Below are 21,224 nucleotides of genomic sequence, written 5' to 3' on the forward strand. Positions count from 1 at the left end.
CATTGCCTCAAGTTCTCTTCGTGCGAAAGCCATGAATCCGCTCGCTTATCCGGCGTACCAGGCGTTCGCCAACTTCATGCTGCCGTTGCGCCATGGCGCATCGCTGGTACAGGGCGCGCTCGACGCGTGGCCCGAGTATGCCGCCACGCAATCCGGCAGGACGCTGCGCGCATCGGCCGAATTGCTGACGCTCGCGGGCCTCACGCATGGGCGCCCGCCGTTCGGCATCGACAGCGTCGAGGTCGAAGGGCAAGCCGTCGATGTGATCGAAGAAGTCGTGCAGTCGACGCCCTTCTGTTCGCTGCTGCATTTCCGCAAGCATGCGTCGTTCGACGTGCCGCAGCCGCGCGTGCTGGTGATCGCGCCGATGTCGGGCCACTTCGCCACGCTGCTGCGCGGCACGGTGCGCACGATGCTCGCCGAGCACGACGTCTACATCACCGACTGGCACAACCCGCGCGATGTGTCGCTTTCGGCGGGTCGCTTCGGCTTCGACGAGTTCGTGCAGCACGTGATCGACTTCACCGACACGATCGGCCAGGGTACGCATCTGCTCGCCGTCTGTCAGCCGACGGTTGCCGCGCTCGCCGCCGTCGCGCTGATGGCCGCCGACGACCATCCCGCGCAGCCCGCCAGCATGACGCTGATGGCCGGCCCGATCGACACGCGCGTGAACCCGACGCGCGTGAACGAACTGGCGAAGAGCAAGCCGATCGAATGGTTCGAACAGAATCTGATCAGCGCGGTGCCGTTCGGTTTTCAGGGCGCGTTCCGGCGCGTCTATCCGGGTTTCGTGCAGCTGAACGCGTTCATGGCGATGAATCTGGAACGGCATCTGGAGTCGTTCGAAACGATGTATCACGAGCGCTCGAAGGGCGACCCGGAGAAGGCGGAAGCGATCCGCGCCTTCTACGAAGAATACTTCGCGACGATGGACCTGACGGCGGACTTCTACCTCGAAACCGTCGATACCGTGTTTCAGCGGCACGCGCTGCCGCTGCATGAACTGGAAGTGAGAGGACGGCGCGTCGAGCCGTCGAAGATCAGGCGCACCGCGCTGTTCACGGTGGAAGGCGAGCGCGACGATATCTGCGCCGTCGGGCAGACGCTCGCTGCGCAGGATCTGTGCGACAGATTGCGGCCGTATCTGAAAACGCATCATGTGCAGACGGGCGTCGGGCACTATGGCGTGTTCAACGGACAGCGCTGGGAGCGGCAGATTTATCCGCGCATCCGCGCCGTGATTCACGACAACGAGCCGCGTGCGGTGCCCGTCGCCACGCGTGGCGCGCAGGCGTCGCTGACGCTCGCGCCGGCGGCCGCGTCGAGCGCGACGACGCCGGCGGGCACGACGCCCGCCGCCACGGAAGCGGTCGACGTCGATCTGGCTTCCGACGAGCCCGCCACCGAATGAACAGCGTGGCGAGCGTCAATCAGGGAATCAGGACGTCGGACGAATCATCTGGAACATGTCGCCGATCTGCGCGTAGTCGGCGCGATAGCCCGCGCGCATGATCGGCTGCGCGGCGTGCGTGTCGAACAGACCGTCCTTCAGATACGCGTTCTGGATGTGCACGCCGACCACCTGTCCCAGCGCGAGCCAGTTGTCCATCGGCTTGCCGCTCAGATCGTGCAACTGCACGATTTGCAGCAGCTTGCATTCGAGCGCGGCAGGCGACTCGCCGACATGCGGCACCGACACGTTGCGGCCCGCGACGGGTGTGAGCCCCGACAGCTGAAACTCGTCGACGTTCGCCGCGACGGGCGCCGACGTGCGGTTCATCTGCTCGGCGAGCGGGCGCGTCGCCAGATTCCAGACGAACTCGCGCGTCTCTTCGATATTGCGGATGCTGTCCTTGCGGCCTTCGCTAGCGAATCCGATGATCGACGGAAACGTCGAAAACGCGCCGAAGAAGCTGTACGGCGCGAGATTCAGCTGACCGCCCGCCGAGCGCGTCGATACCCAACCGATCAGGCGCGGCGCGACGATCGCCTTGAATGGATCGTGAGGCAGGCCGTGGCCGTTCGCTGGATCGTAGAAATAGACGTCCGACATGATGTCGCTCTCGTTGTAGTTGACCGTTGCGTGCCGCTCAGTTCTTTCCGTTGCCCTGAATCACGCGCTTGCGTCCCGCCTTGACCTTCGCGGTCTGCGCGTCGTCCCAGTCGTAAAAGCCCGCGCCGCTGCGCACGCCGACGCGCCCCGCCTGCACGTGCTCGCGCAGCAGATCGAGCACGTCTTCGTCCTTGGCGAGCGCGGGCATCAGGTGCGTGCTGATATCGACGAACGTATCGAGGCCACCCATGTCCGCACCTTCGAACGGCCCGACGATGCCCCAGCGCTTGCCGAGCGACGCCTTCATCACGCGGTCGACGACATCGGGTGTCGCCGCGCCCGAGCGCACGATGTTCAGCGCCTCGCGCAGCACCGCGAATTGCAGCCGGTTGCCGACGAAGCCCGGAATCGCTTTCGACAACACGACCGGCTCCATGCCGATCGCGTGCATCAGCGCGACGGTCGAGTCGATCGCGTGCTGCGCCGTGTCGCTGCCCGGCACCACTTCGACGAGCGGGATCATGTGCGGCGGATTCCAGAAGTGCGCGATCAGAAAGCGCTCCGGCGCGCGCAGCGGCGCGGTCAACTGATCGGGCGGAAAGCCGCTCGTGTTGCTGGCGAGGATCGCGTCGTCGCGCAGCACCTCGTTCAACTGTGCGTAAAGGCGGTGCTTCAGTTCGAGCACTTCGGGGATCGCCTCGATCACGATATGCGCGTCGGCCATGGCGTCGAGCGTGGCGCTCGTTTCGATGCGCGACAGCGCGTCTTCTTTTGCCTGCCCGTCGATGCGGCCCGCGTCGATCAGTTCGTCGAGCACGGCTCGCGCTTTCGGCGCGACGCTTTCGAGCCGCGCCGCATCGACGTCGTGGACGATCGTCCTGTGTCCGTGCAGCGCGCTTTGCGTCGCAATGCCGACGCCCATCAATCCCGTTCCCACTACGCCTACGACTGGCTTGCTCAAACCCATTCCCCGTTTCTGTGTGTGTTGTTGATCGAAGTTCAAAAGCATAGCGCAGCGCATATTTTTTCGACGGCGGATACGACAAGGCCGGCGCGCTCTTGCGAGCGGCCGGCCCTGGTTCCGTCCTTCACTCCGCATCATGCGGCGCGAAGCGTGCCGTCAGACGGTCTTAGTAACGTCCCTGCGGCGGACGATGGTCGCGGTCATGGTACGGGTCGCGCTCGTGCGGGTGATGACGCATCCAGTCGTCGTGCGCCCAGTAACGGTGGCCGTCGTAGTAACGGTCGCCGTGCCAGCCGATATTGACCTGCACGCCCACAGGCATCATGTGCGGCTGCTCATACACGGGCTGCGTGTGCATGGGTGCGTATTGCGCGAAGGCGCTGCCTGCGCCGAGCAGTGCACCGCCAGCGATCAGCACGGCGACGATCGAACGCGAAGTCTTCTTGATGGCATTCATGGCTATTCTCCCTTTCGAGTTTCGTTGCGAGCGATGGCTGGATCGACCGGGACGGTCATGAGATTCGCCGTTCGCTTGAGACCCACTTTAGCCGCGCAGACTTTTCACAGACGTGAGGACTTGTAAGCGCACATTTCATACGGTGTGGGCGACGAATACGGGTTCGCGCGGGGATTTGCCGTGTTTTCACAAGGCTGTGCGCAGTTTGGCGATGCGCGATGGTCTGCGTCCGTAGAGCCCCTGTTACATTCATTTCGGTGTGGAAATAATGCGCGGGCGATTACGACGGTGTGCGCAATGACGGGAGCGTTTTTCTTCGAGGCGCTTAATGGCTTTCTGAGGCGCAAAAACAAAAGCCCGGCAGGCCGGGCTTTTCAGTTTCGCCGCTTCTGGATGGCGGCGAGATGCGCAGTGCAACGTCTTTTTATGGGCGCCCTACCGATTAGTCGGTAAGACGGACACCGAACAAGGTTGCTTGCGACTTGCGAACACGCTCCGCTTCGCGGTGACGTGCTTCGTACGAATAATCCGAATCCAGAGGCAAGTGAGGCGACGCGAAGAGGTCGCTAACCTTTTGGAACAGCGCGAAAAGATAGTTCATGGCGACTCCCGGTTGGGTTGGTGGTTCAGGGTTTTCCCTTATGAAGAAGTATAGGGTTTTCCCTAGCCGAAAGCTAGTGCAATGCAGCAATTTTCCGGTGTGGTCATTCGCCGCATGGGCTTTCAGGCGATATTGCGTCGCAACACGTCCACAGCATGCGGCTTCCAGACCCGCCCCTGTTTTTTGCAAGGCTGATGCGTGGATACAACGGAGCGCCACGAATGTCGGCGGTGTGATTTCGCGCAGACGGTTAGTTGCGCATTGTTCCGCTGCCGTACGCGCAGGCTTAAGGCAGGAATTGGAGAAAGCCCGCTGCGCAGATGGGCGCGACGGGCGGACGAGGCTTAGTGAGTGTGCGCTGACTTGCGCTTCTGGACGTGCTGCGCGTGCGCCACATGCGTTTCGGCAGGCTTTGTTGCCGTAGGCGCCGCGGGCGTCGGAGTTGCAGGCGCCGCCGGAACCTGGAGGCTGACAGGAAGGCTCGTGGTCGACGAATCGGTGTCGAGCAGCGTCGCGAGCGTCGCCTGCTGGTTGAGCATCATCTGTTCGATACGCTGTTCGTGCGCGGTCGACTGATGCGAGAGGCGAAACAGCAACAGCGTCTGCGCGATACCAATCGCGATCGTCATCAGCAAGGCGCAGACGACGATCGTCAGCATCCACTTCATGCGCCGCGTGTGGTCGTCGGCGGCGCGGCGCTGGTCGGCGATCACGCCGTAGAGCGCATCGACGGTATCGGCGAACGCGGTCGCGCGTGCGTGATCCAGTTCGGGCGTAACGCGCGACGCGGGCATCTGCGGAGGCGGAATGTATGGCGCGGGACGTGTGGGCTGCGCGTTCGAGGCCGCCGCGTTCGCGCCATGCACGGACACTTCGGACGCGACCGCCGGTGCTGTCTTGCTATCTGGGTTCGCGGAACGCTGCGCCACATCGGCGGTCGCAGGCGAACTATCGCTTTGGGTATCGGCGGCAGCGTCGGCATGCGCGGCATTGGTCGGCGGCGAAATCTGACGCAGCGCCGCGACGCTGCGCACGACGCTCGCCGCCGCCAGCGACGCAGCCTGCGTCGGCACGTCCGGAGTCGCGGTCTCAGCCGCGTACTGAGCCGGTTTCGTGGCCGCCGGCGCAACTTCGCCATCGATAGAAGCAGCCAGCGTTGGTCCTTCGGCGACAGCCGGCTCCAGCGCGCCCGCTTCCGTATCGATCACCATCTGCCCGTCGTGCGGAACGGCACCAGCCGCCAGATCCTTCGACGGCGCCGCGCCACGCACCGTGCGTCCGGCAGCCTTCCCTTCCGCCGTACCCGCCGCAAAACCCACGCCATCCGGCGCACCGACAGCCGCCAGCACGACATCGGGCAATTCGAAGCCTTGCAGCGTGCCTTGCCGCACGTCGATGCTCATCGCCTGCTGCTCGGCGCGTGCGGTGTCGTCGGGGAAGAGGTCGAGCGTGCTGCCGTCGCGTGCGGCATCGCTCAGTTGCGCGAGACGCTGCGCCGAGCGTGCGGCGCGCGCAAGCTTGTTTTCGGTTTCGGGAGAGACAGTGGACGTGCGCCGATTCTGCGAACGGGCGCGCGACGGGCGGGAAATCGTGGATTCTGCGGAATCTGCCATGTAGGAAAAGCGGGAGCGCAGCGTTCGTCGCCATTCAAGGCGCCCGTCACCGCTGACGTCGGTATTTTTCTAGAGCCCGCATTGTCTCATGCAAAGAGGGTCACAGAAGTGGATCGCAGCCTTTTTGGGACGGCATTTCGCGCGACGGTGCCAGACTTGCCACCAGACTTGCCACGACCCGCGCTGCCCGTCGCCAGACGATCATGCGCAGATCCCGTTTATGTCGGCTCGCCGTTGTCCCGAAATTCTTTGACGCCCTGGAGCGCGCGCAATTGACCGCAGACCGCCGCATATTCCGTCGACGAGACGCGGTGCAGTGTGATCGTCACTTCGTCCATTTGCGCATCGTCGTCGCTCTGCTGCATGACGAACTGTCTGACGCGCGGGCTCGCCGGACCGAGCGCCTCGTGCAGCGTATGAAACGTCATCGAGCCGCGCTCGACTAGCAGCGACAGCTGGCGGCGCTGCTTGACCGTGATGAAGCGCTTCTCGATCGGCTTGATGCCAGCCAGGATGATCGTAGCGGCGACCGACGCCGTGTACAATCCGCCGCCGACGGCCAGCCCGATCGCGGCGACGGACCAGAGGCTCGCCGCCGTCGTCAGGCCGCGGATGATCTCGCCGCGCAGCAGGATCGACCCGGCGCCCAGAAAGCCGATGCCGGATACGACCTGAGCTGCGATCCGCGACGGGTCGAGCACGACGTGCTGGTTGCCGAGCACATCCGCGAAGCCGAACGCCGACACGATCATGATGGGCGTCGAACCGACGCATACGAGCATATGCGTGCGCAGCCCCGCCGCCCACGAAAGCCGCTCGCGCTCGAAGCCGATCACGCTGCCAAGTGCTGCCGCGAGCACGAGCCGGGAAATGAGTTCGAAATTGCCGATCATGTTGTTCTCCTTGTTATGTCGCCGGTTGCCTTTGTCTTTGCCCTAGCCGTTGCCCCTGCCGTTGTCTTACGGCGCCTGCGCCCTGATGCCCGGTGCGCGCCGTTTGCCTTATGCTGCAACATCGGCGCGTACGCCTCTTATTCCTTTTTCGACTTTCCGCACCATGAATGCAACTGCATCGACGTCTGAGCTCGCAGCCGCGCTGCGCGAGCATTTCGTACGCATCATCCTGCCGATCTGGCGAGGCCCGGGTTTCAACTCCGCGCTCGGACTGCCGTACGAAGCCGTCGCCGCCGACGGCCGCACACCGCTGCCCGTCACCCGCTACCGGGCGATGGCGTGCGCGCGCCAGCTGTTCGTTTTCGCGCTGTCAGGCGAGATGCAGCATGCGCAGCGTCTGTTCGAATCGCTGACCCATATCTTTGAGGACCGCACGCATGGCGGATGGTTCTATAGCGTGGACGCACAAGGCGTGCCGCTCGACACCACAAAAGACCTGTACACGCACGCGTTCGTCGTGTTTGCATGCGCCGAATACGGCGCGCGTTCGGGCAACCGCGATGCGCTGGACATCGTGCATCGCGCGTCGTCGCTGATCGAGGACCGCTTCGCTGCCCGTGATGGCCTGCTACACGCTGCGCTCGATGCCGGCTTCTCGGGCACGGACGGCATGCCGTTGCAAAATCCGCTGATGCATCTGACGGAGGCATGGCTCGCGGCGCGCGTCGCTACTCAGGACGCCGCGTTCGATACGGCGCTCGCCAAGCTCGGCGACGCCATCGCGCGTACTTTTGTGCATCAGCCGACGGGGTGTATTGCCGAACTGCCCGTGGGTAGCGTGGACAACCGGCTCGAGCCGGGGCATCAGTTCGAATGGTTCTGGCTCGTGAGGCAGGCGGGCGATGTGCTCGCCGGGTCGGGTTTGCGTGAGGCGCTCGCGCGTGCGTTTTTGTTCGCGCACGAAAACGGCGTCGATGCGACGACGGGCGGCGTGCACGCGGCGCTCGATGAAGCGGGTGGGGTCCAGGATTCAACGCAGCGGATCTGGGCGCAGACGGAGTATCTGCGTGCGCTTGCTGTGCATGATGATGATGATGTGCGGGCAGTGTTGCCGCAGCAGATTGGGCGGTTCCAGCCGCGGTTTTTGAATGCGCGTGGATGGGTTGAATGCAAGACGCAAACGGGTGAGGTCTCGCGGGCGGAGATGCCTTCGACGACGCCGTATCATCTTGCTACTGCTTATGCGGCATTGCCTGGGGTTTGATGTTTTGGTGGTTGCGCCTTCGCGGCGCGGGCGTTGTTGTTGGGTGTTTTTGACTTTGCGCGGGTATTTGCGTTTTGCCTTCGCGGCGCGCGCGTTGCCGGTCGGTGTTCTGGACTTTGCGCTGGCATTTGCGTTTTGCCTTTGCGGCGCGGTCGGTTTGGTTTGCTCGTGTTTGCGTTGGCATCCGCGCATTGCTTTCGTGCTCCACGCGTCGCCCCTGTGCGGGGCGGCACCTACTTTTCTTTGCCGCCGCAAAGAAAAGTAGGCAAAAGAAAGCGGCTAACACCGCCAATCCTTCTTCCTGCCTGAGGGCCCCCAACCGGTCCCACACTTCACACGGCAACCACGTGACTCATGCTTGTTGCCAACGCTTTGAATGAGCGCTCCACCCGCTTCACGCGCCCGCGTCGCAGCACGCCGTGCCAGATATTCCACTGCCGCCCAGGTGGCAAACTGTGTGTAGGCCGTAGGACTGCACACGCCTCACTTCGAACCCGATAACGCGCGCGTGCCGCCATGTAAGAGCGCCGAGCTATACGACGCGACAACCTACACACAGTTTGCCACCTGGGCGGCGCAAACCATTCGCTGCCGCTAGCTCTTGTTCGGGTGTTTGAAGTGGGTGAGGCGTGTATTCAAAGCGTTGGCAACGAACGCGAACAAGGACGTTGCCGTGTGAAGTGTGGGACCAGTTGGGGGCCCTCAGGCAAATACAAGAACTGGCGGTGTGAGCCGCTTTCTTTTGCCTACTTTTCTTTGCGGCGGCAAAGAAAAGTAGGTGCCGCCCCGCACAGGGGCGACGCGTGAAGCACGAAGGCATAACGCGGATGCCAGCGCACAGGCTAGAACAACCAAACCAAACGCGCCGCGAAGGCGCTAACACATGGCCCAACGCAAAAGCAAAAAAACCAAACCGAACCCGCGCGTTCACCCAACAACATGCCCGCCGAGCACCGGCGCCAATCCCCCCCGCGTGCGATGCGAACTCAAAACCGAATCAGAAATCTCAAACGCAGCCACAGCCTCCTTCATCTGCCGCGTCTGCTGATGCAACGAAGAAGCCGCAGCCGCAGCCTCCTCTACGAGAGCCGCGTTCTGCTGCGTCATCTCATCCATCTGCACGACAGCCTGATTGACCTGCTCGATACCCGTGCTCTGCTCGAGCGATGAAGCGCTGATCTCAGCCATCATCTGCGTGACACGCGAAATCGACTCCGACACGTTGCGCATCGCCTCGCCTGCGCGTTCGACCAGCACCGACCCGCCCTGAATCTCCGCGACCGACTCGCTGATCAGTTCCTTGATCTCCTTCGCCGACTGCGCGCTGCGCTGCGCGAGACCGCGCACTTCACCCGCGACGACAGCAAAGCCGCGTCCCTGCTCGCCAGCGCGCGCCGCCTCGACGGCCGCATTCAACGCGAGAATGTTGGTCTGGAACGCGATCCCGTCGATCACCGTGATGATCTCCGCAATACGGTCCGAGCTTTGCGCGATGCCGTGCATCTTCGCGACGACCTGATTGACGACCTCACTGCCATGCGAAGTCGCATCGAGTGCAGTCTCCGCGAGGGCATTCGCTTCGCGTGCGTGGTCGGCGTTCTGGCGTACGGTCGCCGTCAGCTCTTCCATGCTCGACGCCGTCTCTTCGAGCGATGCAGCCTGATTCTCCGTGCGCGCCGACAGATCGGCATTGCCCGTGGCAATTTCGTCGGCACCGATATAGATCGAATCGGCAGCTTCGCGCACGGTCTTCACAGTGCGCGCGACGCTCGCCTGCATCACCGACAGGCCCGAGAACAAACGTCCGATTTCATTCGTGCCGCGCGCTTCGATCGGCTGGTTCAGGCGGCCTTGCGCGATGCGCTCGAAGTGCCGGCCCGCCTCTTCCAGCGGACCCACGACGCCGCGCCGCAGCGCCACGTATACGCCCGCCGTGCCCGCCAGCAGCAACGCGAGAATCACCAGACCCACCGAGCGGAACAGCGTCTGACGTCCGTCGATCGAATCCATCGACGCGCGGCCCGTCGCGTCGCCGAATTGCGTGAAGTTGTGCAGCTCGGTCAGATACGCGTCCTGCATGCCTTGGGTCGGCTGGTCGAGGAACGCCTGAATATTGCCCGCGTCGAGGTATTGCGCGAGTTCGCCGAGCGCAGTGTGAATCTTCTGGTACTTCTCGTTGAGCGCGGCGGCGCGCGCGTTGTTTTCGTCGTTGAGTTTCGGGGCGTTCATGAAGACCGTGAACGATCGGTCCGCGGCGGTGAGCTGCTCGCGCGCGTGCTGGACGATATCGGTCGGTTCCGCGCCGCCGCGCACCATCCGCGTGCCGGCGCGCGACAGGTTGATGCGTGCGTCCATCAGATGCTGCGTCGTCTCATTGACGGCATCCACCTGATGCAGCGCGACGTTCGCGAGATCGTTGACGTCGTCGTGCGTGCGGGTCATCGACCAGAAACCGAGCCCCTCCGTCACCAGCTGGAAAATACAGAAAGCGGCCAGAACGCATAACAAGCCTGAAGCGACTTTGATCTTGCTGAACATCGAAACACCTGAATTGCTGAGAAGGACGGGAGTGCATCCGGGTTTACGGCAATGTCAGGCAATGCCTTGAGTGTTCGTCGGCAAAATTCCCAGTGTTTGAGTATTTCGGAAGCTTACGCAGCGCGATTACGTCGATTTGCACAATAATTGCCGTGCAATTCTTCGAATTTCCTTGACGCGCTGCATTTGCGCTTCCTAGAGTTGGGACATCGCCACGCGGGTTATGCCCGAAGGAACGACGATGACAGACCTACTCGACCGGGCGCGTGGCGCACTGCACGCCCAGCCATTCAGCGTGCTGCTCGGCACCGAACTGATGTATGTCGGCGCGAATGAGCTGACGTTGTGCCTGCCGATCCGCGACGAATTGCGGCAACAGCATGGTTTCGTGCATGGCGGGGTGATCAGTTATCTCGCCGATAACGCGCTCACTTTTGCCGGCGCGCTGGCGCTTGGGCCTCGCGTTGTGACGGGCGAGTACAAGATCAACTATCTGCGGCCCGCGATGACGGGCGTGCTGATGGCACGGGCGGAAGTGGTGTATGTGGGGCGGCAGCAGGCTACCTGTCAGTGCAGTGTGTTTGTTACCGATGGGGATAAGGATAGGCTTGTCGCTGTCGCTCAAGGGACTATTAATCGTATCGGGGATGGGACGGAGGCTGGGGGTCCGTATGAGGAGCGACGTTTGCACGAGTGATTTTTTTGTCTGCGACGCTGGGTGGTGCTTTTGGTTTTTTCGCTGGTATCCGCGATGCGGTGTTTGCTGCGCAAGCCTTTGGCGTTATGTGCTTGCCTTTGCGCTGGCATCCGCGCTATGCCTTCGTGCTTCACGCGTCGCCCCTGTGCGGGGCGGCACCTACTTTTCTTTGCCGCCGCAAAGAAAAGTAGGCAAAAGAAAGCGGCTCACACCGCCAATCCTTGTTCTTGCCTGAGGGCCCCCAAAGGGTCTTACGCTTCACACGGCAGCATTTCTGTTCGCGCTCGTTGCCAACGCTTCGAATGACCGCCTCACCCACTTCAAACACCCGAACAAGAGCTAGCGGCAGCGAATGGTTTGCGCTGTCCAGGTGGCAAACTGTGTGTAGGTTGTCGCGTCGTACAGCTTGGCGCTCTTACTGGGTGGGACGCGTGTACTATCGGTCCGGAGTGAGGCGTGTGAGGTGCTACGGCCTACACACAGTTTGCCACCTGGGCGACGGAGGAATATCCGGCGCGGCGCGCTGCGACGCGGGCGCGCGAAGCGGGTGAGGCGCACCGCAAGAGCGCTGGCAGCAAACATGAGTCACGTGATTGCCGTGTGAAGCGTGGGACCGTTTGGGTGCCCTCAGGCAAGAAGAAATGTTGGCGGTGTTAGCCGCTTTCTTTTGCCTACTTTTCTTTGCGGCGGCAAAGAAAAGTAGGTGCCGCCCCGCACAGGGGCGACGCTTGAAGCACGAAGGCATAACGCGGATGCCAGCGAAAACACAAGCAAACCAAACCGCCCTCGGCATAAAACCATCAAACCCGGATGCCACCGCAAAGGCAGAAAAACCCGAACCGCAAATGCCATTGCAAAACGGCAAAAAAACTCAGCGCCGCAGGCAATTACTCCGCCGCATAAGTCTTCTGCTGCTGCTCCCCGAGCCCCTCAATCCCGAGCTTCACAGTCTGCCCCGGCTTCAGATAAACAGCCTCAGGCTTCACGCCCATCCCCACTCCTGGCGGCGTGCCAGTAGAAATCACATCCCCCGGCTGCAAGCTCATACACTGCGACAGATAAGAAACAAGCTTCGCCACACCAAACACCATGGTCTTGGTGCTGCCGTTCTGATACCGATGCCCATCCACCTCGAGCCACAGCTTCAGATTCTGCGGATCCGCAACCTCATCACGCGTAACAACCCAAGGCCCAATCGGCCCAAACGTATCGAACCCCTTGCCCTTATCCCATTGCCCGGCACGCTCGATCTGCCACTCACGCTCGGACACGTCATTGATCACGCAATAACCCGCCACATAATCAAGCGCATTCGCCTCATCGACATACTTCGCTTCCTTGCCGATCACGACGCCCAGTTCCACTTCCCAATCGGTCTTCTTCGAGCCACGCGGAATTTCAATCCCGTCGTTCGGCCCGACGATCGCGCTAGTCCACTTGTTGAAGACAACCGGCTCACTCGGCACAGGCAGATTCGACTCAGCGGCATGGTCCGCATAGTTCAACCCGATACACACGAACTTACCGATCTTGCCGACACACGGCCCGATGCGCGGATTGCCTTCGACAACCGGCAGCGTCGCCGGATCGATCGCGCGCAATTCGCCAAGCGCCGCATCCGTCAACGTGCTGCCGTCGATATCGCCGACCACTTTCGACAGATCGCGAATCTTGCCTTGCGCATCCAGCAAGCCCGGCTTTTCCTGGCCCTTCGGTCCATAACGAAGCAGTTTCATCGCTGCAGTTTCCTCTGTTCAGTGATTCCGTGGTTCATAAACGTCGTCCGTGCTTCACGCACGCGCCGCGTGGCTCAGTTCGACCAGCCGCCGTCGATCACATGCGCCTGGCCCGTCGTGAACCCCGACTCGTCCGACGCCAGATACAACGCCAGCGCAGCAATCTCCTCCGGCTTGCCGACACGGCCCATCGGCTGACGCGCGACGAACGCAGCGTGCACCGCTTCGACCGTCGCACCCTGCGCCTTCGCCTGCTCGGCGATCCGCTGCTCGAGCGAAGGCGAGTGTACCGTGCCCGGACAGATCGCGTTACAGCGTACACCCCGCGTGACGAAATCCGCGGCGATGGCCTTGGTCAGACCGATGACAGCGGCTTTCGATGCGCCATACACGAAGCGGTTCGGCACGCCCTTAATGCTCGACGCCGCCGACGACATATTGATGATCGATCCGCCGCCCTTCTCCAGCATCGCGGGCAGGAACGCGCGGATCATCCGGTACATTGCCTTCGCGTTCAGATCGAATGCGAAGTCCCAGTCTTCCTCGCTCGCTTCGAGAATCGAGCCCGCATGCACGTAGCCTGCGCAATTGAACAGCACATCGATGGGACCGAGTTCCTGAGCAAGCGCCTTGATCGCCGCGCCGTCGAGCACATCGAGCTGGCGCGCTTCGACGGGCTTGTCCTTGAGCGCGTCGATGCGGATGTCGGTGGCGATGACGCGCGCGCCTTCACGCGCGAAAAGCTCGGCCGTCGCAAGGCCGATGCCTTGTCCCGCTGCCGTGATCAAGGCCGTCTTGCCGGCCAGTCTTTGTACCATTTAAGGCTCCCGTTGGATTGGCGTTTGAGTCATACCGGGTATTGCAACGGCTGCTCACCGGCGCGAATGTGGAATTCCCGTTGAACCGTCAAAGCCGGTAGAACGCCGCCGCATTGCCGCCGAACACCGCGTCGCGTTCGGCATCGGAGAGCGACGCAAGTAGCTCTGTCGCGATTGAATGCCATAGCAGGTAGTCGCCGTTCAGATTCAGCACCGGCCAGTCGCTGCCCCACATCAGGCGGTTCGGCCCGAATGCGGCAAGCAGATGATCGACGTATGGACGCAGCGTCGCTTCCGTCCAGCCTCGCGCAGCTTCCGTCGCGAGGCCGGACAGCTTGCAATGCACATGCGGCAATTGCGCGAGCCGCGTGATGCCCTCGGCCCACGCGTGCCAGCCCGCGCTGCCGTCGCGGATCGGCGGCTTCGCGCCGTGATCGATCACGACGCGCAGTTGGGGAAAGCGCTTGATGAATGTTTCCAACGCATCGACGTGACGCGTGAAAATCAGCGCATCGAATGCGAGGTCGTGGCCGATCAACGCATCGACGGCGGGCTTCAGCGCGGGGTTGGCAATCCAGTTGTCGTCGGGCAAGTCTTGCAGCATCGGCCGCACGCCCTTGAATTTCGGATCGCGCGCGAGCTCGGCGATCAATGCGGGCGCGTTGGCATCGAGCATCGGCACCCAGCCGACGACGCCCGCAATCGACGCTTCATTGCGCGCGAGATCGAGCAGATACCGCGTCTCATCGACAGTCTGCGCGGCCTGCACGACGACCGTGCGCGACACGCCCGCGCGTTCGCGCAGCGGCGCGAGATCGTCAGGACCGAACGTGCGGTAGAGCAGCGCGAGATCCGGCGTCAGCCAGCCGTAGTCGCCACGCTCGGGGTTCCAGTAATGCTGGTGTGCGTCGATTTGCATGATGTTGATCGAACCGCTAGTCCTTCGGCACGGGCGCGCGTGGATCGAGCAAGCCTTTGCCGCGCAGCGCCTGCCAGAGTTCGGCGGGAATCGGCTTGTCGAACGAAGCCACATTCTCGCGCAGTTCGCCCGCGTTGCGCGCGCCCGTCAGCACCGTCGCGATGGCGGGGTGCGCATACGGAAACTGCAACGCGGCGGCAGCCAGCGGCACGCCATGCACCTTGCACACCGCTTCCAGACGCGCGACGCGCTCGATCACTTCCTTCGGCGCCTCGCCATAGTTGAACTTCAGATCGCCTTCGACGCCGCGCGCGAGAATCCCCGAATTGAACGCGCCGCCCAACAGAATGCTGACGTTGCGCTTTTCGCATTCGGGCAGCAGGTCGTTGAGTGTCGCCTGTTCGAGCAGCGTGTAGCGGCCCGCGAGCAACGCGCAATCGATGTCGAATTCGCGCATCACGTCGAGGATCGCCGCGCCTTCGTTGACGCCGAGACCGACGGCTTTCACAGCGCCTTGCGAGCGCAGATCGTCGAGCGCGCGAAAGCCGCCGCCTTGCGTGAGCTGTTGCCAGTAGTGCGCGTTGCGCTCGCCATGCGTGACGACGCCGATGTCGTGAATGAGCAGAATGTCGATATCGACGATGCCCATGCGCTGCTGGCTGTCTTCGAACGAACGCAGAATGCCGTCGTGCGTGTAGTCGTAGATCGCTTCGAACGGCAGCGGATTTTGCCAGCCTTCGCTGCCGTCATACGGATGCTTGCGCGGCACGAAGTGACGGCCGACCTTGGTCGACAGCACGAACTCGTTGCGCGGATAACGCCGCAGCGCATCGCCAAGGCGATGCTCAGCTTTCGTGTGTCCGTAGTGCGGCGCGGTGTCGAAAAAGCGCACGCCCGCGTCCCACGCGGCCTGAACCGCGCCGAACGCTTCTTCATCGGAAAGGTCGCGATACAGTCCGCCGAGCGGCGCGGTGCCGAGCCCCAGACCTGTGACTTCGAGCGCGCGGCCGCCGATGCGGCGCCTCTTGCGCACGTTTGAACCCGCCGCGTCCGTCATCGTCTCGCTCTCCATGTTGTGTTTTATGTTCAACCCAGCGCTCACCGCAACGCTCACTGCGCGGCCACGCTGACCACCCGATGCGGCAACGCCGCATTCGACGGCAGGCACGCCGGACCGACGGGCTCGAACGTTTTGTACGTAAGGATAAACTCCTGATGCCCGAGCGACTCCGATTTCGACGCCGCGCCCTGCGCGACAGCGAGTGTGACGTCAAACACTTCGCGGCCCACTTCGTCGAGTGTCGCGCGGCCTTCAAGGATACGCCCTGCGTCGACATCCATGTCGCCGGACAGGTTCCGGTAAGTATTCGGATTCGCGCAGACCTTGATGACGGGCGAAATCGCCGAGCCGACCACGGAGCCGCGCCCCGTCGTAAACAAAATCACATGCGCGCCGCACGCGATCAGTTCCGCGATCTCGGCGTTGTCGCTGATGTTCGGAAAGCCGAAGCGCGGCTCGCCGTCAGGCACGACGTCGAGCAGATAGAGGCCGCCTGTGGGCGGCACATCGCCGGGCTTCACGATGCCGACGATCGGCGACGCGCCGCTCTTCGCATACGCGCCGAGGGACTTCTCTTCCTGCGTCGTCAATCCACCGTCCGCGTTGCCGACAGCAAAGCTGCCGTGGCCGAGTATCGAGTAATAGCGCGCGGCCTTCGCGACGCAAGCAACGATTTCATCGCCGAGATCGTCGCGCGCTGCGCGGCTTTTCATATGAAACTCGCAGCCGACCAGCTCGCCCGTCTCTTCGAAGATGCAAGTCGCGTCATGCTCGATGAAGTGATCGAATGCGCGGCCCACGGCGGGATTCGCCGTGATGCCGCTCGTGCCGTCCGAGCCGCCGCAAATCGTGCCGATCACGAGTTCGGACAGCGCCATCGGCACTTTCTTTTGCTTCGCGAGTTCGCTGCGCGCTTCGCGCACCCAGTCGACGCCGTATTGAATCGTGCTGCGCGTACCGCCTTTTTCCTGGATCGTCAGCACGTGCACCGGGCGGCCGCTCGCGCGCACCACATCGACGAGATAATGCTTGTTCATGCTCTCGCAACCGAGCGACACGAACAGCACCGCGCCGACATTCGGATGCGTCGTCAGTTGCTCCATCATCTTTTCGGCGTAGCTGTTCGGATAGCAGCCCGGAAAGCCGATCAGATGAACAGGCGCTTCCAGCTCTGCGGAAAGATCGTCGAACGCATCGAACGAAGGGCGGAACTGCGCAACGATCTCGCGCGCGACGTGATGCGCGCATTCGACCAGATAGGCGACGGCGACCACGTTGCGGATGCCCTTGCGTCCATCGCTGCGCGGATAGCCTTGCAGCATGGGCAGCATTGCTGATTGCGCGGTATTTGCTACGGAAATGTCGGTCATGTTCTGTTGGCCCGCGTCAGTGATGGACGAATGCGTGGCCTGCGTCGTGTGTATAAGTGGGCAGGTAATCGCTTTCGAGGTTGTGCGTATGCAGATGCTCGCCGCGCGCGACATCCGTCGTCACGTGGCCGATCACCGCGCCGTAACGCAGCACTTTCTCTTCGCTGCGCAGTGCACGGCGCGCGACCTTGTGGCCGAGCTCGATCGTCTTCGCGAGCGTCACGTGCTCGCCTTCGATCTCGATCTGCGTGCCGGCTTCGAGCCGCGCGCCAGCGATCAGGCAGTTGTCTTCGGGACTCAGCAGAATCAGGCGGTGATCCGTCATGTGCGTCATGTCAGTTTTGTCCTTCGCCGCTGGCAAGGCGCGCCACCATCAGCGAGCCGAGAATGATCGCGCCGTAGATCGCCTGAATCCAGAACGACGGCACCTGCGCGAGCGTCAGCAGGTTCTGCACGACACCGAGCAGCAGCACGCCAGACAGCGCGCCGAGCATCGTGCCCTTGCCGCCATCGAGTGAAATACCGCCGATCACGGCCGCCGCGAACACGGTGAAGATCATGCCGTTGCCCTGGTTCGCGTTGATCGCGCCGACATAGCCCGTGACGACGAGGCCGCCAATCGAAGCGAGCACGCTGCCGAGCACGAACACGCCCCACGTGATGCGCTCGACGCGAATGCCCGCCGCGCGCGCCGCTTCCGGATTGCCGCCGATCGCATACAGCGCGCGACCCAGGCGGTGATAGCGCAGCATGAACGCGGCGATGCCGAACGCCACGGCAGCCAGCCACACCGACAACGGCAGACCGAGCACGATCGTCGTCGCGAGTTCGAAGAACGACGGCGGCATGTCGAACAGCGTGCCGCCCTTCGTCGCGCCGACCAGCATGCCGCGCAGCACGATCAGCATCGCGAGCGTGACGATGAACGCGTTCAGGCGCAGCCGCACGACCAGAAAGCCGTTGATGAAACCGATCACTGCTCCGACCACGAGGATCGCGAGCAGGCCAGCCGCAGCCGGCCATTCGAACCCGAAACCCGCCGAGGCCGCGGGCATCACGAGCATCGCGCCGACAGCGGGCGCGATGCCGACCGTCGATTCGAGCGAAAGATCGAACTTGCCTGTTAGCACGATCAGCGATTCGGCGAGCACGACGAGCGCCAATGCGGCCGACGCGCCCAGCACGCTGATCAGATTCGCCTTCGTCAGAAAGCTCGGGCTGACGAACGCGCCGATCACGATCAGCAACGCGAGCGCGGGCACCAAGGCGAGATCGCGCAAACGCGCGATCTCGATGCGCGGACGCGCGGCGCCCGAGCCCATTCCTTGAGCCGATTGAGCCGACGCAAACGCAGGCACACTATTCTTCATGGAGACTGACTCCTTCAACGGATGCGATCAGATCGTTGTCTTCCCAACCTGCCGGAAACTCGGCCGCGATGCGGCCACGGAACATCACGAGCACGCGGTCGCAGACGCGCAGATCGTCCAGTTCGCCCGATGCGACGATCACCGACTTGCCCTCCTCGCGCACGCGATCGACAACGGCCAACAGCGCTTCTTTCGATTTCACGTCGACGCCCGCCGTCGGATCGATCAGCACGAGCACGTCGGGATCGGTCGCCAACGCGCGGGCCATCACGACCTTCTGCTGATTGCCGCCCGACAGACCCGACACGGCCTGCTCCGGCCCCTGCGTAGCGATGCCGAGCGCGTCGATCATCTTCTTGCCGAATGCGTTCTTCTTTGCGGGCGGCGCGATGCCGAACTTGCCGAGCATGCGCGCGATCGTCATCGACGCGTTTTCCGCAACCGATTGCGTGAGCACCAGCCCTTCGTGATGACGGTCTTTCGGCACGCAGCCGATGCCGCGCTTCAATGCAGCGGGCACGTCGCCGAGCGGCAACGCTTCGCCGTCGACGCGGATGCCGCCGCGCTGCGGCTTGCGCAGCCCCGCGATTGCTTCGGCGACGCTCGTGCGTCCGCTGCTCGTCGCGCCCGTGAGTCCCACGACTTCGCCGCGCTTCACGGCGAACGTGACGTCCTCGTAGTCCGCGCCCGTGAGTGCTTCGACTTGCAACGCAACGGCCGTCGCGGCGGGCAGCGGTTGGCGCGAAGCCGCGTCGGTGACATTGAGGCCGCCGCGCTCGCCCGTCATCGCTTCGATCAGCTGCTCGCGCGGCAACGCCGACACAGGCGCGCTGACAATATGCCTTGCATCGCGCAACACGGTGACGGCCTGGCAAATCTCGTACACCTCCTGCAAGTGATGCGAGATGAACAGGAACGTCACGCCTTCGCGCTGCAACTCCTCGATGCGCCTGAAGAGCCGCTTGATTTCATCACCGTCGAGCTGCGCCGTCGGTTCATCGAGAATGATGAAGCGCGCGCCATACGACAGCGCCCGCGCGATCTCGACGAGCTGCCGCGCTTCGACGGTGAGGTCGCCGGCGCGCGCGTCTTCGCGCACGTCGATCTTCCAGTGATCGAGCAACGCGCGCGCATCGCGACGCATCGCGCGCCAGTCGATCACGCCGTTGCGCGTCTGCTGCCGGTTGATGAACAGATTCTCCGCGACGGACAGCTCACGGATGATCGTCGAATGCTGATAGACGCACGCGACGCGCTCGCGCCACGCGTCGCGGTCGGCGATGGGCGGCGCAAGCTCGCCGCCGAATCGCACTTCGCCCGTGTCGGACTTGCGCAGGCCGGTGAGAATCGACACTAGCGTCGATTTTCCCGCGCCGTTGCGCCCGACGAGCGCATGCGACTCGCCGGGCAGCACGCGCATGCTGACGTCTCTCAGCGCCGCGTGGCTGCCGAAGCGCTTGCCTACACCAAGCGCCTCGACGACCGCGCGCGTGGATGCGTTCGCGTCGTGGGTCATGTGCTCGCTCACTTAGGCGCTCATTTGAGCGTGTTGCCCCAAAGGTTCTTGTCGTCGACATTCGCCTTCGTCACGAGCGGCGCGGGCAGCTGGTCTTCGAGCACACCGGGTTGCAACTGCACGATGTTGCTGCCGTGATCGGTCGGACCCGGCTTGAACGTCTGCCCGGCGAGCGCGGCCTTCATGTAGTACAGGCCGTACTTCGCGTACAGATCGGCGGGCTGCGAAATGGTCGCGTCGATTTCGCCCTTGCGGATCGCGTCGAACTCTTGCGGAATACCGTCGTTGCTGACGATCACGACATGCTTCGCGTCGCCTGCGGGAAACAGCATCTGCTTGCGGCGCAGCGTCTGCAGCGTCGGCGACAGATAGACGCCGCCCGCCTGCATGTAGATCGCCTTCACATCGGAATTCGCGGTCAACAGGCTATCCAGCGAACTCGCCGCGACATCGCCCTTCCAGCCTGCCGGAATCTCCAGCAGCGACAGCGCCGGATAGTTCTTCAGGCACGCGCGGAATGCTTCCGAACGGTCGCGTCCGTTGACGGACGCCAGATCGCCCATGATCTGCACGACCTTGCCCGACTTCACGTGCTCGCCGATGTACTTGCACGCATTCGTGCCGTACGCGCGGTTGTCGGCGCGCACGACCATCGCGACCTTGCCTTGCGTCGGCGCGACGTCGACGGCGACCACGGCCACGTTCTTCGCCGATGCCGAGTCGAGCGCGCGGCTGATCGCCGCCGAATCGATCGGCCCGACGACGATGCCCTTCGCGCCCAGATTCACCATGTTGTTCATGTCGGTGATCTGCTGCGCGGGATCGTTGTTCGAATTGACGGGCGCGAGGATGTCGATGCCCATTTCCTTCGCGTACTTCGGCAGATAGTTGTTGTACGACTGCCAGAACGGCGACGTGAGAAGCGGCAGGCCGAGACCGACCTTGCCTGTGTCAGCCGCCTGCGCGGCCGTGCTGAACGTGATGCCCGCGATGCCTGCGATGCACGTCGCGGCCACGGCGGCCGTCAGCGCGTTCTGAACGAAACGGCGAGCCGCGCGCGGCTCCTTGGCGAAACCCATGCTTGTCTCCTGTGTCGATGGGAGTTAGCGCTTCAGCGCTTACTCCCATCCCATGCACGTCAAGTGCGGTCGATGGGAGTTAGCGCTTTAGCGCTCACGCCCATCCCATGCACGTCAGTGCACTCGACGGAAGCGGCTTCTTATGCCTGCATCCGTCTGCGTTGTGGGAAGAGGAACCGGCGAACCGGGTGCATCGACCTTTCACTTTCTTATGGGCATTGGTGCATGCATTCACCAATGAACGTATTATTCATATACGAATATTGACAAGTC

19 protein-coding genes are annotated in these 21,224 nt (G+C 63.0%); 4 read left to right on the forward strand and 15 right to left on the reverse strand.

What is annotated here, in order from left to right; all coding sequences use genetic code 11:
* The first annotated feature begins 31 nt into the window (after nucleotides 1–31).
* Nucleotides 32–1,414, forward strand: a complete 1,383-nt coding sequence (locus tag C2L64_RS32200; protein ID WP_007587497.1) for a polyhydroxyalkanoate depolymerase — start codon at nucleotides 32–34, stop codon at nucleotides 1,412–1,414.
* Between the two features lie 27 nt (nucleotides 1,415–1,441).
* On the opposite strand, the gene C2L64_RS32205 is transcribed toward C2L64_RS32200, so the two are convergent.
* The 5 genes from C2L64_RS32205 to C2L64_RS32225 all read right to left on the reverse strand — a co-directional run bounded on the left by C2L64_RS32205 (nucleotide 1,442) and on the right by C2L64_RS32225 (nucleotide 6,584).
* Complete coding sequence (locus tag C2L64_RS32205; protein ID WP_007587496.1) at nucleotides 1,442–2,056, reverse strand: flavin reductase family protein; 615 nt, start codon at nucleotides 2,054–2,056, stop codon at nucleotides 1,442–1,444.
* Nucleotides 2,057–2,093: 37 nt separating this feature from the next.
* A complete protein-coding gene (locus C2L64_RS32210) occupies nucleotides 2,094–3,023 on the reverse strand; it encodes a 3-hydroxyacyl-CoA dehydrogenase family protein (RefSeq protein ID WP_176133752.1) in 930 nt (309 codons plus the stop codon).
* Between the two features lie 163 nt (nucleotides 3,024–3,186).
* Nucleotides 3,187–3,477 carry a hypothetical protein gene (locus C2L64_RS32215; RefSeq protein WP_007587494.1) on the reverse strand — a complete coding sequence of 97 codons (291 nt, stop codon included), beginning with the start codon at nucleotides 3,475–3,477 and terminating at the stop codon, nucleotides 3,187–3,189.
* A 945-nt stretch (nucleotides 3,478–4,422) separates the two neighbouring features.
* Nucleotides 4,423–5,691 carry a hypothetical protein gene (locus C2L64_RS32220; protein WP_007587490.1) on the reverse strand — a complete coding sequence of 423 codons (1,269 nt, stop codon included), beginning with the start codon at nucleotides 5,689–5,691 and terminating at the stop codon, nucleotides 4,423–4,425.
* 218 nt (nucleotides 5,692–5,909) lie between these two features.
* A complete protein-coding gene (locus C2L64_RS32225; protein ID WP_007587489.1) occupies nucleotides 5,910–6,584 on the reverse strand; it encodes an MgtC/SapB family protein in 675 nt (224 codons plus the stop codon).
* A gap of 163 nt (nucleotides 6,585–6,747) precedes the next feature.
* Here C2L64_RS32225 and C2L64_RS32230 point away from each other — a divergent pair, with 163 nt between their 5' ends.
* The gene (locus tag C2L64_RS32230; protein ID WP_007587487.1) at nucleotides 6,748–7,848 is read left to right on the forward strand and encodes an AGE family epimerase/isomerase; all 1,101 of its coding nucleotides are present in this window, start codon (nucleotides 6,748–6,750) and stop codon (nucleotides 7,846–7,848) included.
* A 927-nt stretch (nucleotides 7,849–8,775) separates the two neighbouring features.
* Here the strand turns inward: C2L64_RS32230 and C2L64_RS32235 are convergent.
* Complete coding sequence (locus C2L64_RS32235; protein WP_007587561.1) at nucleotides 8,776–10,386, reverse strand: methyl-accepting chemotaxis protein; 1,611 nt, start codon at nucleotides 10,384–10,386, stop codon at nucleotides 8,776–8,778.
* A 241-nt stretch (nucleotides 10,387–10,627) separates the two neighbouring features.
* Here C2L64_RS32235 and C2L64_RS32240 point away from each other — a divergent pair, with 241 nt between their 5' ends.
* The gene (locus C2L64_RS32240; RefSeq protein WP_007587559.1) at nucleotides 10,628–11,083 is read left to right on the forward strand and encodes a PaaI family thioesterase; all 456 of its coding nucleotides are present in this window, start codon (nucleotides 10,628–10,630) and stop codon (nucleotides 11,081–11,083) included.
* A 5-nt stretch (nucleotides 11,084–11,088) separates the two neighbouring features.
* Nucleotides 11,089–11,274, forward strand: coding sequence for a hypothetical protein (locus C2L64_RS53490; RefSeq protein WP_143055820.1), 186 nt, complete (start codon nucleotides 11,089–11,091; stop codon nucleotides 11,272–11,274).
* Between the two features lie 696 nt (nucleotides 11,275–11,970).
* Here the strand turns inward: C2L64_RS53490 and C2L64_RS32245 are convergent.
* The 9 genes from C2L64_RS32245 to C2L64_RS32285 all read right to left on the reverse strand — a co-directional run bounded on the left by C2L64_RS32245 (nucleotide 11,971) and on the right by C2L64_RS32285 (nucleotide 20,951).
* Entirely contained in the window at nucleotides 11,971–12,819 is an 849-nt protein-coding gene (locus C2L64_RS32245) for an ureidoglycolate lyase (protein ID WP_009769733.1), read from the reverse strand.
* Between the two features lie 74 nt (nucleotides 12,820–12,893).
* Complete coding sequence (locus C2L64_RS32250; RefSeq protein ID WP_007746083.1) at nucleotides 12,894–13,637, reverse strand: SDR family oxidoreductase; 744 nt, start codon at nucleotides 13,635–13,637, stop codon at nucleotides 12,894–12,896.
* An 88-nt stretch (nucleotides 13,638–13,725) separates the two neighbouring features.
* Entirely contained in the window at nucleotides 13,726–14,556 is an 831-nt protein-coding gene (locus C2L64_RS32255) for an amidohydrolase family protein (protein ID WP_009769734.1), read from the reverse strand.
* A gap of 16 nt (nucleotides 14,557–14,572) precedes the next feature.
* Nucleotides 14,573–15,613, reverse strand: a complete 1,041-nt coding sequence (locus C2L64_RS32260; protein ID WP_009769735.1) for an aldo/keto reductase — start codon at nucleotides 15,611–15,613, stop codon at nucleotides 14,573–14,575.
* Between the two features lie 53 nt (nucleotides 15,614–15,666).
* A complete protein-coding gene (locus C2L64_RS32265; protein WP_176133751.1) occupies nucleotides 15,667–16,986 on the reverse strand; it encodes a UxaA family hydrolase in 1,320 nt (439 codons plus the stop codon).
* 16 nt (nucleotides 16,987–17,002) lie between these two features.
* Nucleotides 17,003–17,320, reverse strand: a complete 318-nt coding sequence (locus C2L64_RS32270) for a UxaA family hydrolase (protein WP_009769737.1) — start codon at nucleotides 17,318–17,320, stop codon at nucleotides 17,003–17,005.
* A gap of 1 nt (nucleotide 17,321) precedes the next feature.
* Nucleotides 17,322–18,356, reverse strand: a complete 1,035-nt coding sequence (locus tag C2L64_RS32275) for an ABC transporter permease (RefSeq protein ID WP_009769738.1) — start codon at nucleotides 18,354–18,356, stop codon at nucleotides 17,322–17,324.
* Nucleotides 18,346–19,872 carry a sugar ABC transporter ATP-binding protein gene (locus C2L64_RS32280; protein ID WP_086910431.1) on the reverse strand — a complete coding sequence of 509 codons (1,527 nt, stop codon included), beginning with the start codon at nucleotides 19,870–19,872 and terminating at the stop codon, nucleotides 18,346–18,348. The genes C2L64_RS32275 and C2L64_RS32280 overlap by 11 nt, the downstream gene beginning before the upstream one ends.
* Nucleotides 19,873–19,892: 20 nt before the next feature.
* Nucleotides 19,893–20,951: a sugar ABC transporter substrate-binding protein gene (locus C2L64_RS32285; RefSeq protein ID WP_009769740.1), complete on the reverse strand. Its 1,059-nt coding sequence runs from the start codon at nucleotides 20,949–20,951 to the stop codon at nucleotides 19,893–19,895.
* Nucleotides 20,952–21,224: the final 273 nt, after the last annotated feature.

The sequence above is a fragment of the Paraburkholderia hospita genome (assembly GCF_002902965.1).
Classification (GTDB): Bacteria; Pseudomonadota; Gammaproteobacteria; order Burkholderiales; family Burkholderiaceae; genus Paraburkholderia; species Paraburkholderia hospita.

Excerpts from the sequence above, each read along its gene's own strand:
- C2L64_RS32200 (WP_007587497.1), top strand. The coding sequence starts at position 32 with ATGAATCCGCTCGCTTATCCGGCGTACCAGGCGTTCGCCAACTTCATG.
- C2L64_RS32205 (WP_007587496.1), bottom strand. The coding sequence starts at position 2,056 with ATGTCGGACGTCTATTTCTACGATCCAGCGAACGGCCACGGCCTGCCT.
- C2L64_RS32210 (WP_176133752.1), bottom strand. The coding sequence starts at position 3,023 with ATGGGTTTGAGCAAGCCAGTCGTAGGCGTAGTGGGAACGGGATTGATG.
- C2L64_RS32215 (WP_007587494.1), bottom strand. The coding sequence starts at position 3,477 with ATGAATGCCATCAAGAAGACTTCGCGTTCGATCGTCGCCGTGCTGATC.
- C2L64_RS32220 (WP_007587490.1), bottom strand. The coding sequence starts at position 5,691 with ATGGCAGATTCCGCAGAATCCACGATTTCCCGCCCGTCGCGCGCCCGT.
- C2L64_RS32225 (WP_007587489.1), bottom strand. The coding sequence starts at position 6,584 with ATGATCGGCAATTTCGAACTCATTTCCCGGCTCGTGCTCGCGGCAGCA.
- C2L64_RS32230 (WP_007587487.1), top strand. The coding sequence starts at position 6,748 with ATGAATGCAACTGCATCGACGTCTGAGCTCGCAGCCGCGCTGCGCGAG.
- C2L64_RS32235 (WP_007587561.1), bottom strand. The coding sequence starts at position 10,386 with ATGTTCAGCAAGATCAAAGTCGCTTCAGGCTTGTTATGCGTTCTGGCC.
- C2L64_RS32240 (WP_007587559.1), top strand. The coding sequence starts at position 10,628 with ATGACAGACCTACTCGACCGGGCGCGTGGCGCACTGCACGCCCAGCCA.
- C2L64_RS32245 (WP_009769733.1), bottom strand. The coding sequence starts at position 12,819 with ATGAAACTGCTTCGTTATGGACCGAAGGGCCAGGAAAAGCCGGGCTTG.
- C2L64_RS32250 (WP_007746083.1), bottom strand. The coding sequence starts at position 13,637 with ATGGTACAAAGACTGGCCGGCAAGACGGCCTTGATCACGGCAGCGGGA.
- C2L64_RS32255 (WP_009769734.1), bottom strand. The coding sequence starts at position 14,556 with ATGCAAATCGACGCACACCAGCATTACTGGAACCCCGAGCGTGGCGAC.
- C2L64_RS32260 (WP_009769735.1), bottom strand. The coding sequence starts at position 15,613 with ATGACGGACGCGGCGGGTTCAAACGTGCGCAAGAGGCGCCGCATCGGC.
- C2L64_RS32265 (WP_176133751.1), bottom strand. The coding sequence starts at position 16,986 with ATGACCGACATTTCCGTAGCAAATACCGCGCAATCAGCAATGCTGCCC.
- C2L64_RS32270 (WP_009769737.1), bottom strand. The coding sequence starts at position 17,320 with ATGACGCACATGACGGATCACCGCCTGATTCTGCTGAGTCCCGAAGAC.
- C2L64_RS32275 (WP_009769738.1), bottom strand. The coding sequence starts at position 18,356 with ATGAAGAATAGTGTGCCTGCGTTTGCGTCGGCTCAATCGGCTCAAGGA.
- C2L64_RS32280 (WP_086910431.1), bottom strand. The coding sequence starts at position 19,872 with ATGACCCACGACGCGAACGCATCCACGCGCGCGGTCGTCGAGGCGCTT.
- C2L64_RS32285 (WP_009769740.1), bottom strand. The coding sequence starts at position 20,951 with ATGGGTTTCGCCAAGGAGCCGCGCGCGGCTCGCCGTTTCGTTCAGAAC.